Origin of the sequence: Sphingomonas melonis DAPP-PG 224 (genome assembly GCF_000379045.1) — a bacterium.
GTDB lineage: Bacteria > Pseudomonadota > Alphaproteobacteria > Sphingomonadales > Sphingomonadaceae > Sphingomonas > Sphingomonas aquatilis.
The window spans coordinates 2,693,999-2,706,301 of record NZ_KB900605.1; the positions used below are offsets into that span (position 1 = coordinate 2,693,999).

The 12,303-nt window shown below is 66.4% G+C and carries 16 protein-coding genes and 1 tRNA gene; 12 read left to right on the top strand and 5 right to left on the bottom strand.

Annotated elements, in window-relative coordinates:
- Positions 1-8: 8 nt before the first annotated feature.
- The 7 genes from SPHME3_RS20105 to SPHME3_RS0113060 all read left to right on the top strand — a co-directional run bounded on the left by SPHME3_RS20105 (position 9) and on the right by SPHME3_RS0113060 (position 4,597).
- On the top strand, positions 9-530 hold the full coding sequence (locus SPHME3_RS20105) for a hypothetical protein (RefSeq protein ID WP_156021370.1): 522 nt from the start codon (positions 9-11) through the stop codon (positions 528-530).
- The gene (locus SPHME3_RS0113035) at positions 527-892 is read left to right on the top strand and encodes a DUF2312 domain-containing protein (protein ID WP_018250804.1); all 366 of its coding nucleotides are present in this window, start codon (positions 527-529) and stop codon (positions 890-892) included. Before SPHME3_RS20105 ends, SPHME3_RS0113035 begins: the two co-directional genes overlap by 4 nt.
- On the top strand, positions 892-1,359 hold the full coding sequence (locus SPHME3_RS20110) for a hypothetical protein (RefSeq protein ID WP_018250805.1): 468 nt from the start codon (positions 892-894) through the stop codon (positions 1,357-1,359). The genes SPHME3_RS0113035 and SPHME3_RS20110 overlap by 1 nt, the downstream gene beginning before the upstream one ends.
- Entirely contained in the window at positions 1,356-1,484 is a 129-nt protein-coding gene (locus SPHME3_RS21700; RefSeq protein WP_018250806.1) for a hypothetical protein, read from the top strand. Before SPHME3_RS20110 ends, SPHME3_RS21700 begins: the two co-directional genes overlap by 4 nt.
- A complete protein-coding gene (locus SPHME3_RS21080; protein ID WP_018250807.1) occupies positions 1,484-1,654 on the top strand; it encodes a hypothetical protein in 171 nt (56 codons plus the stop codon). The genes SPHME3_RS21700 and SPHME3_RS21080 overlap by 1 nt, the downstream gene beginning before the upstream one ends.
- Before the next feature lie 226 nt (positions 1,655-1,880).
- On the top strand, positions 1,881-2,870 hold the full coding sequence (locus tag SPHME3_RS0113055; RefSeq protein ID WP_018250809.1) for an MT-A70 family methyltransferase: 990 nt from the start codon (positions 1,881-1,883) through the stop codon (positions 2,868-2,870).
- A 116-nt stretch (positions 2,871-2,986) separates the two neighbouring features.
- Complete coding sequence (locus tag SPHME3_RS0113060; RefSeq protein ID WP_196801619.1) at positions 2,987-4,597, top strand: recombinase family protein; 1,611 nt, start codon at positions 2,987-2,989, stop codon at positions 4,595-4,597.
- A gap of 94 nt (positions 4,598-4,691) precedes the next feature.
- Here the strand turns inward: SPHME3_RS0113060 and SPHME3_RS0113065 are convergent, their stop codons facing one another.
- From SPHME3_RS0113065 to SPHME3_RS0113080, 4 genes are all read right to left on the bottom strand, one after another.
- Entirely contained in the window at positions 4,692-5,477 is a 786-nt protein-coding gene (locus tag SPHME3_RS0113065; RefSeq protein WP_017978752.1) for an SDR family NAD(P)-dependent oxidoreductase, read from the bottom strand.
- Between the two features lie 13 nt (positions 5,478-5,490).
- On the bottom strand, positions 5,491-6,678 hold the full coding sequence (locus tag SPHME3_RS0113070) for a zinc-dependent alcohol dehydrogenase (protein ID WP_017978751.1): 1,188 nt from the start codon (positions 6,676-6,678) through the stop codon (positions 5,491-5,493).
- Positions 6,675-7,250: an SRPBCC family protein gene (locus SPHME3_RS0113075; RefSeq protein WP_017978750.1), complete on the bottom strand. Its 576-nt coding sequence runs from the start codon at positions 7,248-7,250 to the stop codon at positions 6,675-6,677. Before SPHME3_RS0113075 ends, SPHME3_RS0113070 begins: the two co-directional genes overlap by 4 nt.
- A 196-nt stretch (positions 7,251-7,446) precedes the next feature.
- Positions 7,447-7,532 (bottom strand) — tRNA-Tyr (locus SPHME3_RS0113080).
- Positions 7,533-7,709: 177 nt separating this feature from the next.
- Here SPHME3_RS0113080 and rlmB point away from each other — a divergent pair.
- A complete protein-coding gene (gene rlmB / locus SPHME3_RS0113085) occupies positions 7,710-8,453 on the top strand; it encodes a 23S rRNA (guanosine(2251)-2'-O)-methyltransferase RlmB (RefSeq protein WP_017978749.1) in 744 nt (247 codons plus the stop codon).
- A 62-nt stretch (positions 8,454-8,515) separates the two neighbouring features.
- Here rlmB and SPHME3_RS0113090 read toward each other — a convergent pair whose 3' ends face one another.
- Positions 8,516-8,833 (bottom strand): 2Fe-2S iron-sulfur cluster-binding protein, encoded by a 318-nt coding sequence (locus tag SPHME3_RS0113090; protein ID WP_017978748.1) that lies wholly within the window; start codon positions 8,831-8,833, stop codon positions 8,516-8,518.
- Between the two features lie 57 nt (positions 8,834-8,890).
- Between SPHME3_RS0113090 and SPHME3_RS0113095 the strand changes: the two genes are divergently transcribed.
- The 4 genes from SPHME3_RS0113095 (at position 8,891) to SPHME3_RS0113110 (ending at position 12,293) form a co-directional block, all read left to right on the top strand.
- Positions 8,891-9,526: a DNA-3-methyladenine glycosylase family protein gene (locus SPHME3_RS0113095; RefSeq protein WP_017978747.1), complete on the top strand. Its 636-nt coding sequence runs from the start codon at positions 8,891-8,893 to the stop codon at positions 9,524-9,526.
- A gap of 97 nt (positions 9,527-9,623) precedes the next feature.
- Entirely contained in the window at positions 9,624-9,869 is a 246-nt protein-coding gene (locus SPHME3_RS0113100; RefSeq protein ID WP_020486490.1) for a hypothetical protein, read from the top strand.
- Complete coding sequence (locus tag SPHME3_RS0113105; RefSeq protein WP_017978745.1) at positions 9,866-10,897, top strand: DUF6976 family protein; 1,032 nt, start codon at positions 9,866-9,868, stop codon at positions 10,895-10,897. Before SPHME3_RS0113100 ends, SPHME3_RS0113105 begins: the two co-directional genes overlap by 4 nt.
- An 88-nt stretch (positions 10,898-10,985) precedes the next feature.
- Positions 10,986-12,293, top strand: coding sequence for an Nramp family divalent metal transporter (locus tag SPHME3_RS0113110; RefSeq protein WP_017978744.1), 1,308 nt, complete (start codon positions 10,986-10,988; stop codon positions 12,291-12,293).
- Positions 12,294-12,303 lie beyond the last annotated feature (10 nt).

Genomic DNA, 12,303 nt, shown 5'->3' on the forward strand with positions numbered 1-12,303 from the left:
GAGCCACCATGTTGCACGCCTGCATCCCGTCTCGTCGCACCGGCCTATCCGACGCTGTCGCCACGATCATGACGGCCGATCGCTATCTCACCCTGCGCCGCGAGGCCGCCGGCCTGTCGCGAATGCAGGTTGCCCGGCGCCTGTACGATATTCAGATTCGGCGCTTCGCCGGGGGCCGGCGCCCGCGCCGCCTGTTCGACTGCATGGCCCAGGCGTTGACGTTGATCGAGCAGCTTGAGCTGCCCGGCGCCCGTGCAAAGTATCGGCCGATCATCGACGTCCTAGGCGGCATCTTCCCACTCGATGCGGACGTCTACCACCAGCTCGCCGACGAACCCGCCGATCGTCACCCCCGCGTCTGCACCGGCTGCGGCTGCTCGGCCGCCGACCCCTGCACGCATGACGACGGCCTCTGCTCGCTCGACGGCGCGGCCTGTTCGATCTGCACCGATATGCCTCGCGCCGTCCCCACCTTCCGCGTGTGGCGCGAGCTGCGCGACGAAGCCCGCGCGATCGGGGTGGGGGCATGACCATGCTCACCCTGCGCAGCGTGCGCGGTGCCGGCGGGGAAACTCGCCTGGTTCCCACACCCTACGTGCCGCCAAAGCGCGGCGCCAAGGCGCGAACGCGTCATGTGCCCGACCCGATGGTCACGGGCGGCAATCAGGCCGCTGACGAGCTGCGCGTCCTGCTCGAACGCGTCGAGCGCATCGATCAGGAGATCGAGGGCATGCAGGACGATCGCCGGGACGTCTTCGCCGAGGCCAGGGGCCGCGGGTGGAGCGACAAGGTGATGCGCGACATCCTGAAAATCCGGAAGCTCAAGAAGGAGGAATTTCAGGAAAACGCAGCGCTGCTCGAAACCTACATGATCTCGCTGGGGATGCTGTGATGCAGCCCCGCTTCGATCGCCGCCAGCTTGCCTGGGTCGCGGGCCACCTCCATCATCAGCGCGTCGTCGGCTACCCCGACCTGATCGCGGCCGGCACGCTGAAACTGCACGTCGCGCGCAACGCGCTGCGCATCAGCTGCGCCATCGCCACCGACTGGTGGCTGATCGCGATGGTGCAGCCGCATCAGCCGTGGCTGGACGATCCGGCACAGGGCGGCTCGACCGCCGACGAACGCCGCGACACGCTCGCCGCCTTCGCCCGCCACGCCCGCGCCGCGGCGCAAGCCGCGCCCTACGACGATCTGCTCGGCGAGATCGCCGACGCCGTCGACGTGCTGATCGCGTCCGAAGACGTCCATCCGTCCCCCCGGTTCCTCGCCGACATGACGATTGAGCTGCGCGACCGCGCCGCGGCCGATCGCGCGCGCACGGTGCCGTCCGCCACCCTTTGGAGAGCCGCAGCATGACACCCGCGCCCGCCCCCCGTCACCCGCGCCTCAAGATCGCTGCGATCATCGTCGTCGCGATCCTCTGTGCGCCCATCACCATCGTGATCCTGATCGCCAGCATCAAAGCCCAGGGGAACCGCTGATGTACCGCCCCGTCATCGACCGCATCGCCCTGCGCGGCGAGGAGATCGCCCGCATCGACGCGATCAGCCGCACCCGCGCGCTGACCGAGGCCGAAAGCATCCGCCTGCAGAACCTGCTCTACCGCGAACGCTACGACGCCCACCGCGCGCGCCGGCGGCACGCCGCATGATGCGGCAGACGATCACCCGCCGTATTGTGCAGGCCGGATGCTTTGTTTGCCATGGCCCCGATGCACGTTGGTTTGGCGGGCAGGCCCAAGGCACGGCTGCCCGCCACCATGACGCTACCAAGCACCTAACGTGGTGCGACGTAGTGTTGGCCGTCCGCTACGGACGGGAGGAAGCGGACGAGCGGCAATTCGATATAGAAGCCGCCATCTCGGGAAAGGGTGATTGATGCCGATCGCGCCCGAGAACCTCGCCCGTTATCCCGCGGATTGGCCGGAGATCAGCCGCCGCATCCGCTTCGAACGCGCCGGCGGTCGATGCGAATGTCAGGGCGAATGCGGCCACGATCACGCCGGCCGCTGCCCAGAGCGACACGGCGAGCCGCACAGCGTCACCCGCTCGACCGTCGTTCTGACCGTCGGCCACACTACCCATCAGCCCGAACGATCGGGCGACGACGAGCTGCGCGCTTGGTGCCAGCGCTGCCACCTCGCCTATGATCGCGATCACCACAGCGCCAACGCTCGCCGCACCGCGTCCCTCCGCCGCATCGATCGTGCCGGCACCTTGGAGCTATTCGCCGACGATCTTGGCGACCGGACTCGCCAGCCGGTCGCCTTGCCCGACGTCGCACCGCTCGCGCCGGCACCGTCCGCCGGCTGGCCATTCGCTGGCCTGACGCCCGGCCGCTATGGCGTCATCCTCGCCGATCCACCGTGGCGCTTCCTCAACCGCACGACGGCCGGCGAGAAGAAGAACCCGAGCGCACACTATGCGTGCATGTCGATCGCCGAGCTGGCCGCGCTCCCCGTCGCGCGCCTCGCCGCGCCCGACTGCGCCCTTGTCATGTGGGCGACGGCGCCGCTGCTCGACCGCGCGATCGAGCTGATGCGTGCATGGGGCTTCACCTTCAAGAGCGCCGGCGCCTGGGCGAAACGGTCCAAAGGCGGCGGGAAGTGGACGTTCGGCACCGGCTACGTCTTCCGCTCGGCCGCCGAATTCTACCTCGTCGGCACGATCGGCAAGCCGCGCGTCACCTCCCGCTCGATCCGCAACCTGATCGAGGCGCCGGTACGCGAACACAGCCGCAAGTCCGACCAGCTGCACGCCGACGTCCAGCGCCTCTACGCCGGCCCCTACGCCGAGCTGTTCGCCCGCCAGCGGCGCGGGGGCTGGGACGTGTGGGGCAACGACCTCGATCGGTTCGCCGGTGGCTAGTCGTGCGCCCCCGCCGCCCGAGCTGATCGCCTTCGTGGAGGCGCTCGCCCGCGCCGATGTTGCCAGAAGGTATGCCGACGCGCAAAAGCGGTCGGTTGTTGCAAAGGAACCGCGCCGTGCGGACCGTCGTCTACGCCCGCTACTCAAGCCAGCTGCAGAACAGCCGGTCGATTGAGGATCAGATCGCGGTCTGCCGGGAACGAGCGGACCGCGAGGGGTGGACGATTGTCGACGTATTTACCGACTATGCGATCAGCGGCGCGGCCGGGATCGGCGAGGCGCAACGTCCCGGCCTGAACGCCATGCTCGCCGCGATCGATGCCGGCGGGATCGATCAGATTTTGACGGAATCGACAGACCGCATCGCGCGGCACCAAGGGGACGCCTTTGCGATCCGCGAGCGCATCCAATTCGCAGGCGCTCGCATCTTCACCCTGATGGACGGTGAGGTCGATGACATCACCGGCACCATCAAGGGTCTGATGGACGCACGGTTCCGGAAGGACCTGGGCGCCCGCGTGAAGCGTGGTCAGCGCGGCGCCGTGCAGCAGGGCCGCGCTGCCGCCGGCATCGCCTACGGCTACAGCCGAGCCAACCGGCTCGACGAACGGGGCGAGCTGATCCGTGGCCTGCGGGCCATCGACGCTGATCAGGCGGCGATAGTGGTGCGGATCTTCACCGAGTATGCCAGCGGCCAAAGCCCGAAGGCCATCGCCGCCCGCTTGAACGCAGAGGGTGTGCCCGCGCCCCGAGGTCAGACTTGGCGCACGACGACGATTTCAGGGGATCGGAAGCGCCAGAACGGCATGCTCAACAATCGCCTCTATATCGGCGAGCTGATCGTCAACCGCACGAGCAAGATCGCGAACCCCGTGACCAGGCGGTCCGTCATCCGGCCGAATCCTGAAAAGGATTGGGTTGTTGAGCAAGTGCCCATCCTTCGCATCATCGACGATGCTCTCTGGGCGAGCGCGCAGGCGATGAGAGAACGCCTGCAGGGCATTCCCTTCGACAAGACACGCCGGCCGAAGCATCTGCTGTCAGGCTTGGGTCAATGCGGCGTCTGCGGTGGCGGCTGGGTCAAATACAACCGCGATCAGTGGGGTTGCGGTCGGTACCGCGACGGGCGTGGCTGCGAGAACGGCCGCTCGATCTCGAATCAGCAATTCGAGAAGCGGGTGCTTGCCGGTCTGCAGGACGAGCTGTTGCACCCTGATCTGGTCGCCTCCTACGTCCGTGCTTGGCATGTCGAAAACGCGCGCCGCGCCCAGGTGACGACACGCGAGCGAGCCAAGATGGAGCGCCGCCACGAGGAAGCTGTGCGCCGTGTCGATCGCCTGATCGAGGCGGTCGCCTGCGGCGCCGACGACTTCCGCGAGATTCGCGAAGTGCTGGCGAAGGCCCGCGCCGATCGAGACTCGTTGGCGGCGCAGCTCGCGGATCTGGACGCCTTACCGGTCATCGCCCTCCACCCCGGCCTAGCCGACGACTATCGCCGACAGGTGGCGGCCCTGAACGACGCGCTCGGCGAGAACGACGCTAGTCGCCTAGAGGCGGTGCCCCGTCTTCGCTCCCTGATCGATCGCATCGTCCTCACGCCACACCCATCCGGTCGCGGCGTAACCGTCTCGATCACCGGCCGCTTGGACGAGATAGTCCGTCTCGCTACGGGGCGCACTGCGTCGGCACTGACACCAGCCAAGAAGCGCCTCGCAGCACTTACCTGATAACGCCCAATTCCCGTTACCCGCTCCATCCCTCCCCATGCGCCGCCCATTATGCCGGGTGCGCTCCGGCATAATGGGCGCGAGCGTTCGTCGTTCAGTCCTTCGCCGTTCCCGGCTCGGCCATGGCGCGGTGGCGCTCCGCGAGTACGGCGTTCGGTGTGACGTTCGCGACGGCGGACTGGATCTTGTTTTTCCAGCCGGACACGACCTGCGCCTTGCCGGCCATCAGCGCGTCCCAGCCATCGCGGGCGACGTCGGCGGGGTCGCTCTTCTTCGGATCGCTACCGACCGACGTGTCGAGCATATCGCCGCGCGCGAAGAATTCGGTGTCGACGGGGCCGGGCATCAGATTGGTGAGCGAGACGCCGTCCGCGTCCTTGATCTCGTTCTGGATCGCGGCGACGAAACTATCCACGAACGCCTTGGTGCCGTTGTACACCGCTTGGAACGCACCGGGGATGTAGCCTGCGATCGAGCCGGTCACCAGCACCTTGCCCGAATTGCGCGCGACCATGTCGGCCAGCACCTTTTGCAACAGATAGCTGGTGCCGACGATGTTGGTGTCGACCACACGGCGCCAATCTTCGACACGCTGATCGAGGAAGGCGTGACCAAGTCCCCGGCCGGCATTGGCACACAGCAAGTCCACCGGCCGCCCCTCTGCGGTCGCGAGCAGTTCATCGACACCCTGCAGGGTCGACAGGTCGGCCTCGACGGAGCGTACCTCGGTGCCGAACTGGCGAAAGTCCTCCGCCGCCGCCTCGATCAACGGCTCGTCCGCGACGACCAGAATGTCATAGCCGTTTTTGGCCGCCAGCGTGGCGAGCTCGAAGCCGATGCCGGTCGAGGCGCCGGTAATGATCGCAAAGGGATGTGCCATGATGTCGCGTTCCTTATGAGGTGGCCGTCATGCCGGGCTTCAGCACGATCTTTGTCGTCTCATTCTGCTGGTCCTTGAACATCTTGTAGCCCTTGGGCGCGTCCATCAGCGGCATGCGGTGAGAGATCAGGAATTCGGTGTCGATCTTGCCCTCCATGATCGCGTTCAGGAGTGCGGGCATGTAATGCTGGACGTGGGTCTGGCCGGTCTTCAGCGTCAGCCCCTTTTCCATGAACGCGCCGAGCGGAAACTTGTCGACGAAGCCCCCGTAGACCGCCGGCATCGACACGCGTCCGCCCTTGCGGCAAGCGATGATCGCCTGGCGGATCGAATGCGGCCGATCGGTGCCGAGGAAGGTGGACGCCTTGATCTGATCGATGACGTTGTCGACGAACATCCCGTGCGCCTCCAACCCCACCGCGTCGATCACCGCGTCGGGACCGATACCACCGGTCATTTCCATCAGCGCGTCATAGGTCGCACTATCTTCGAAATTGATCGTCTCCGCCCCGAAGCGCTTGGCTAACTCCAACCGGTTCGGGAAATGATCGATCGCGATGACGCGCTCGGCCCCCATCAGGAACGCCGACTGTACCGCGAACAGCCCCACCGGCCCGCAGCCCCAGACCGCGACCGTGTCGCCGGGTTCGATCTGCGCATATTCGGCCGCTTGCCAGCCGGTCGGCAGGATGTCGCTGAGGAACAACACCTTGTCGTCCTCCACACCGTCCGGGATGACGATCGGCCCGACATCGCTGAACGGTACGCGGACATACTCGGCCTGACCGCCCGCATAGCCGCCGGTCATGTGGCTGTATCCAAACAGCGCCGACATCTCATGCCCGTACAGCTCGCGCGCGATATCCTGATTGTCGGCGGGCAGGCCGTTGGGACAGGCGGAATATTGGTGCTTGCCGCAATGAAAGCAGCTGCCGCAGGCGATGGTGAAGGGCACGACGACGCGCTGCCCCTTTTTCAGCGTCGACTTCGCGCCGACCTCGACCACCTCGCCCATGAACTCGTGGCCCAGGACATCCCCCGCCTTCATCGTCGGAATATAGCCATCGTACAGATGCAGATCGGATCCACAGATTGCGGTGGAGGTTACCTTGATGATGCAATCGCGCGGGTTGACGATTTCGGGATCGTCGACCGTATCCATGCGGACGTCATGCTTGCCGTGCCATGCGAGCGCTTTCACAGCCCCATCTCCTCGAATTGCTTGAGCGTCATCGCGGGCGTGGCGATCTCGCCCGCCTCCATCAGCTGCTTGAAGCGCGCCAGGTCGCGACGCGCCTGGATCGCGGGTTCGCGCTGGAACATCTTGGCGATGACTTTGCCGATCACCCCGCCGGGCGGATCATAAGCGATCGTCGCGGTGACGACCGTCCCGCGCGGGCCCGCATCGCGGAACGTGACCCGGCCCGAGTTGGGCACATCGGCACCGGGCTCGGACGTCCAGGCGATCAGCCGATCCGGTTCTTCCTGCGTGATCCGCGCGTCCCACGACACCGTGGCGCCGGCGGGCGCCTTCACGGTCCAATGCGAGGTCTTATCGTGCGTCACCTCGATCGAGACGACATTCTCCATGAAGCTCGGCAGGTTCGCGAAGTCGCGGAAGTAGGCATAGACCTCGGCCACCGGCCGATTGATCGTCACCGCCGTTGCGATCGCGGACGAGCCTTTGGCATTGATCAGCGATTCGGTTGCAGCATCGGCGGCATCGCCATGTTTCGACGTCGTCGGTGGCGCGTCGTCGCGTGGATAGGTCATCCTCAGCTCCCTCGAGAAGAGGGGCACCAACCCGACGTAGCAACCAGCGTTCCAGTCGTTACGCCCGTAGATTCAACTAGATAAGTGTCTTTCCGGCGTGCGCCGCATGCACGCGGGCATCCGCTGGGGACGACGTCGCTGTGATGGTGAAGAGCGATCCGGCGGTGGGGATCGGCCTTCCCTGCGTCGGGAAGGATGGTGGACAGGGCTGGATTCGAACCAGCGTACGCTTGCACGGGCAGATTTACAGTCTGCTGCCTTTAACCACTCGGCCACCTGTCCAGATGGGAGCTTCGCCGAAGCGAGGCGGCCTATTGGCGTGGGGCGACGCGCCTGTCAACGCCGCTTTGCCCACAAAACTGTGCATAAGCTGCACAGCTTGCGTGCTCCGCCGTCGCGGCCTAGCAGGCCGGCGATGACTTACGCCCCCTTCCCCTCCGTTTCCGGCGGCCTGCGCTGATGGCGCGCCGCGGCCATCGCCCGTCGACGGGCACCGCCAATCGCCCCAAATTCTGGGGTCGCCACCCGGTGACGGCGGCGCTCGCCAACCCCAACCGCACCGTGCGCAAGATCTGGGGCACGCGCGAGGCGCTGTCGTCGCTCGACCTGCCGCCCGCGATGCCGGTCGTCTATGCCGACGCCGCGGACCTCGGCCGGCTGGTGCCATCGGACGCGCCGCACCAGGGCCTCGTCGCCGAGGTCGAACCGCTCGAGGAGATGTGGCTGGCCGACCTGCTGATGGAGGGCAAGGACGACAACCGCCCGCTGATCGTGCTCGATCAGGTGACCGACCCGCACAATGTCGGCGCGATCCTGCGTTCGGCGGCGGCGTTCGACGCACTGGGCATCGTCACGCAGGACCGGCACGCACCGCCCGAAAGCGGCACGGTTGCGCGCTCGGCCTCGGGTGCGTTGGAAACGGTGCCGTGGTGCCGCGTCGTCAATCTGGCACGCGCATTGGAAGAGATCGCCGAAGCCGGCTTCTGGCGCATCGGCCTGACCGGCCACGCCAATCAGACGCTGGCCGAGGCAATGGGGACGCAGCGCATCTGCATTGTGCTCGGCGCGGAAGGCGAAGGCATGCGCCAGAATACCGAGGCGCATTGCGACGAACTCGCCAAGCTGCCGATCAGCGACAAGGTGGAAAGCCTGAACGTCTCGAACGCCGCGGCGATCGCACTGTATGCGGTAGCGGCGCGATAAGGCCATGTGAACGTCGTCATCCCCGCGCAGGCGGGAATGACGACATTAGGATGCCGGGCCCCTCAATCCTCGCCGGCGATCGTCACCTTCAGGCCGTCGAGCGCATCGGTGAACGGCAGCTGGCACGACAGGCGCGACGTCGCGTTGCGCTCGTCGCTCGAATCGAGCAGGTCGTCCTCGTCCGGGCTCATCGCGGGCAATTGGTCGGCGAAGGCCGGGTCGACATGGACGTGACAGGTCGCGCAGCTGCAGCAGCCGCCGCACAGCGCCAGCAGTTCGTCGATGCCGGCGTCGCGGATGACTTCCATCACCGACAAACCGGCCTCGCTGTTGATTTCGCGTTCTTCCCCCTCGCGCGTGACAACGATAAGCTTGGGCATGATAATCTCCCCTAGAGTTGCCGCGGGCCATGCCTCGCCACCGCCCCAGGATCAAGCATGGGCCTGAGCGCCGAGCAAATCCGCGCGAGCATGGACGCCCTCGCCGCCGCCGAACCCGCCTTTGCCGCTGGGCTCGCCCGCGTCGGCTATCCGCCGCCGCGGCTGCGCGCGCGGGGCTATATCACACTGCTGCGCACGATCATCGGCCAACAGGTCAGCGTCGCATCGGCGAATGCCGTCTATCGCAAGCTCGAATCACTGGTGGGCGATCCGGGCGATCCGCATACCATCCTCGCCGCCAGCGACGAGACGCTGCGTGCGGCGGGGCTTTCGCGCCAGAAGGCGGGATATGCGCGCAGCCTTGCCGAGGAGGTGACGAGCGGTCGCCTAAACCTCGATGCGCTACCCGAGGATGACGAAGAGGCGATTGCGCAGCTCGTCCGCGTCAAGGGGATCGGGCGATGGTCGGCCGAAATCTATCTCCTATTTGCGGAGGGGCGCCCCGACATCTGGCCTGCCGGCGACCTCGCCGTGCAGATCGAGGTCGGCCGTCTGCTGGGTCATGACGCCCGCCCGTCCGAAAAGCAGGTTCGCGCGCTCGCCGAGGCGTGGCGGCCGCATCGCGGGGCGCTCGCGATCTTCACCTGGCATCATTACGGCGCCGGGCCGGACGTCGACGCCGCTCCGGTGTGACGGTGCACGTTTTCGAATAAGATCGTGCGATTACATCTGATTAACACAGATCAGTGTATGGTCATCGGAAGAGGCACGCTGCGCGAGAGGAGGCTTGATGACAACGACAGTCGATATCGCACCAGCCTCCGATCCCTTGTGGCATCGGCTGCTGTTGGGCGAGATCAAGCCGACCTATCGCTGCCTGGCCCTTCGGATCCTGATGATCCGACTGACGCATGCCTATCGCGACGGAACCGCCGACAAGGCGGACATCGTTGCCGAACTGCGCACCTTCTTCCGCGACAATGCCCGGTTCGCGGCCCCTGATTATGCCACCATCGCAGAGGCCAGCGCGCGATGACCAACAGCCCGGATCAGCCTGCCGCCGACCGTTCGCTCTACAGCGTTGACGAGGTCGGCGCGATGATCGCCGCTGGCGATGCCCTGCTGCTGGCCGGCGAAGAGCAGCTGCTCGCTGCGCTGCCGCAAGGCCGGTGGATCGGCGGCACCATCCCTTATTTCATGACGCATGAAGCCGGCGGCACATTCGATCGCGACCGCATCTTCGTGCAACGCCTGCCAGACATGGCGGCCGTTCATGCGCAACACCTGCTGCCGGCCGATGCGCTGTCGACGCTGGCGGACGGAGGCCCCGACAACGGCTTTACCGTCATCCTGCTGCCCTCGCAGAGCCCAGCGCATCAGGCGTTCGCGCTGCGCAGCGGCGAATGGCCCGGGGTGTTCCGCCGCCCGCTGGTCGGCTGGGTCACGGGGGCCGCGCTCGATCGTCTCGACACCGACAGTCCCAAGGTGATTGACGGCGCGACCGGGCAGATCTCCGGCACCGACGCCGTGGTCATGCACGTCGCGCTGCCCGACAGCCATTATGCCGACGTCGATATCGTCAACCTGTTCGAACCCGGCGACGGCCCAGCGCTGACCTTCGGAGACGAAGACGGCGCCGATACCGGTTTCACCGTCGAACACGTTTACGTCGATGGCGTTCGCAAGCGCCTGATCGACCATATCGCGGACCATGGCATCGATACGCGGTTGCCGCTCGTCGCCGACTATAACGGCGCGATGATAAACGTGGCGACGGCCGGCATCGCGGCGGACACCGGCCACGTCACGTTTTTCGCGCCGGTGTTCCCCCACATCACCTATCGCTTCGCCAAGCCGATCAAGGATTATGAGACGCTGTTCGCTGAGCAGCTCGGCGAACGGCATGACACGCTCGCCTTCGCCTGCAACTGCATCCTCAACTACAATTACGCCCGTCTTGCGGGCAAGCGCACAGCGGATGTCGCGGGGCCGATGTCGTTCGGCGAGATCGCTTATATGCTGCTGACCCAAACCTTGGTCTATCTGACGATCAAGGCTGTCTGACCCAACCGCCGGCCGAGCGCGCAACGAAGTTTTTCGCGTCGCGTGCGACACTTGCGGTCGTGACGCGCTTGCCGCACAGACCGCGGAGATGACGCCCCCCGCCACCTCGCCCGCGCCCTCGCTGATCGGCAGCCATCGCAGCGTCTCGGTGCCGACCGGCGGATCGGGCTGGCGGCGGCTGGCGGCCTTCATGGGGCCGGGCTTCCTCGTCGCCGTCGGTTATATGGACCCCGGCAATTGGGCGACCGACATCGCCGGCGGGTCCGCCTTCGGTTACACCTTGCTGTCGGTCATTCTGCTGTCGAACCTGATGGCGATCGTGTTGCAGGCGCTCTCGGCCCGACTGGGCGTCGCCTCCGGCCTCGACCTCGCACAGGCCTGCCGGGCCTATTACAGCCGGCCGGTGTCGTTCGCGCTGTGGGCGCTGGCGGAGGTCGCGATCATCGCCTGCGACCTGGCCGAAGTGCTGGGCACGGCGATCGCGCTGAAGCTGCTGTTCGGCATCCCGCTGGTCTGGGGCGTGATCCTGACCTCGCTCGACGTGTTCCTGATCCTGGCGCTGCAACGCTATGGTTTCCGCAAGATCGAAGCGTTCATCATCGCGCTGCTCGTCATCATCGCGGGCTGCTTCGCGTTCGAGCTGTTCCACGCAAAGCCGGACGTCGGCGCGATGCTCGCGGGCCTCGTCCCCAGCCCCGGCATCGTCACCGATCCAGCCAAATTGTACCTCGCGATCGGCATCCTCGGCGCGACGGTGATGCCGCACAACCTCTACCTCCATTCCTCGATCGTCCAGACCCGCGCCTTCGAGGCCACCGACGCCGGTAAGGCCGAGGCGGCGCGGATGGCGACGATCGACGGCACGATCGCGCTGGGCCTCGCCTTCTTCATCAACGCCGCCATCCTCGTGACGGCGGCAGCGGTGTTCCACACCGCGGGCCGCACCGAAGTCGCCGAGATCGATGAGGCCTATCGTTTGCTTGCCCCGATGATGGGCGTCGGCGCGGCGAGCGTCGTGTTCGGCATCGCGCTGCTCGCGTCCGGCCAGAACTCCACCGTCACCGGCACGCTGGCCGGGCAGATCGTGATGGAGGGCTTCCTCCAGCTCCGCCTGCCCGTCTGGCTGCGTCGCCTCGTCACGCGGCTGCTCGCGATCGTGCCGGCGGTGATCGTTGTTGGCGCGAGCGGCGACGGCGGTGCGACCCGGCTACTGGTGCTGAGCCAGGTGATCCTCAGCCTGCAACTGCCCTTCGCCGTCGTGCCGCTGGTCCTGTTTACCGGCCAGTCGCGCGTCATGGGCCGCTTCGTCAGCCCGCGTTGGTTGCGTCTGCTCGCTTGGCTGATCGCCGCGATCATCATCGGGCTCAATCTGACGCTGCTGGTCGGCATGCTGTGATGCCACTTCG

Coding starts and splice junctions, on each gene's coding strand:
- SPHME3_RS0113055 (WP_018250809.1), top strand. CDS start 1,881: ATGCCGATCGCGCCCGAGAACCTCGCCCGTTATCCCGCGGATTGGCCG.
- SPHME3_RS0113110 (WP_017978744.1), top strand. CDS start 10,986: ATGACGCCCCCCGCCACCTCGCCCGCGCCCTCGCTGATCGGCAGCCAT.
- SPHME3_RS0113035 (WP_018250804.1), top strand. CDS start 527: ATGACCATGCTCACCCTGCGCAGCGTGCGCGGTGCCGGCGGGGAAACT.
- SPHME3_RS0113100 (WP_020486490.1), top strand. CDS start 9,624: ATGACAACGACAGTCGATATCGCACCAGCCTCCGATCCCTTGTGGCAT.
- SPHME3_RS21700 (WP_018250806.1), top strand. CDS start 1,356: ATGACACCCGCGCCCGCCCCCCGTCACCCGCGCCTCAAGATCGCTGCG.
- SPHME3_RS20105 (WP_156021370.1), top strand. CDS start 9: ATGTTGCACGCCTGCATCCCGTCTCGTCGCACCGGCCTATCCGACGCT.
- SPHME3_RS0113075 (WP_017978750.1), bottom strand. CDS start 7,250: ATGACCTATCCACGCGACGACGCGCCACCGACGACGTCGAAACATGGC.
- SPHME3_RS0113105 (WP_017978745.1), top strand. CDS start 9,866: ATGACCAACAGCCCGGATCAGCCTGCCGCCGACCGTTCGCTCTACAGC.
- SPHME3_RS20110 (WP_018250805.1), top strand. CDS start 892: ATGCAGCCCCGCTTCGATCGCCGCCAGCTTGCCTGGGTCGCGGGCCAC.
- rlmB (WP_017978749.1), top strand. CDS start 7,710: ATGGCGCGCCGCGGCCATCGCCCGTCGACGGGCACCGCCAATCGCCCC.
- SPHME3_RS0113095 (WP_017978747.1), top strand. CDS start 8,891: ATGGGCCTGAGCGCCGAGCAAATCCGCGCGAGCATGGACGCCCTCGCC.
- SPHME3_RS21080 (WP_018250807.1), top strand. CDS start 1,484: ATGTACCGCCCCGTCATCGACCGCATCGCCCTGCGCGGCGAGGAGATC.
- SPHME3_RS0113090 (WP_017978748.1), bottom strand. CDS start 8,833: ATGCCCAAGCTTATCGTTGTCACGCGCGAGGGGGAAGAACGCGAAATC.
- SPHME3_RS0113065 (WP_017978752.1), bottom strand. CDS start 5,477: ATGGCACATCCCTTTGCGATCATTACCGGCGCCTCGACCGGCATCGGC.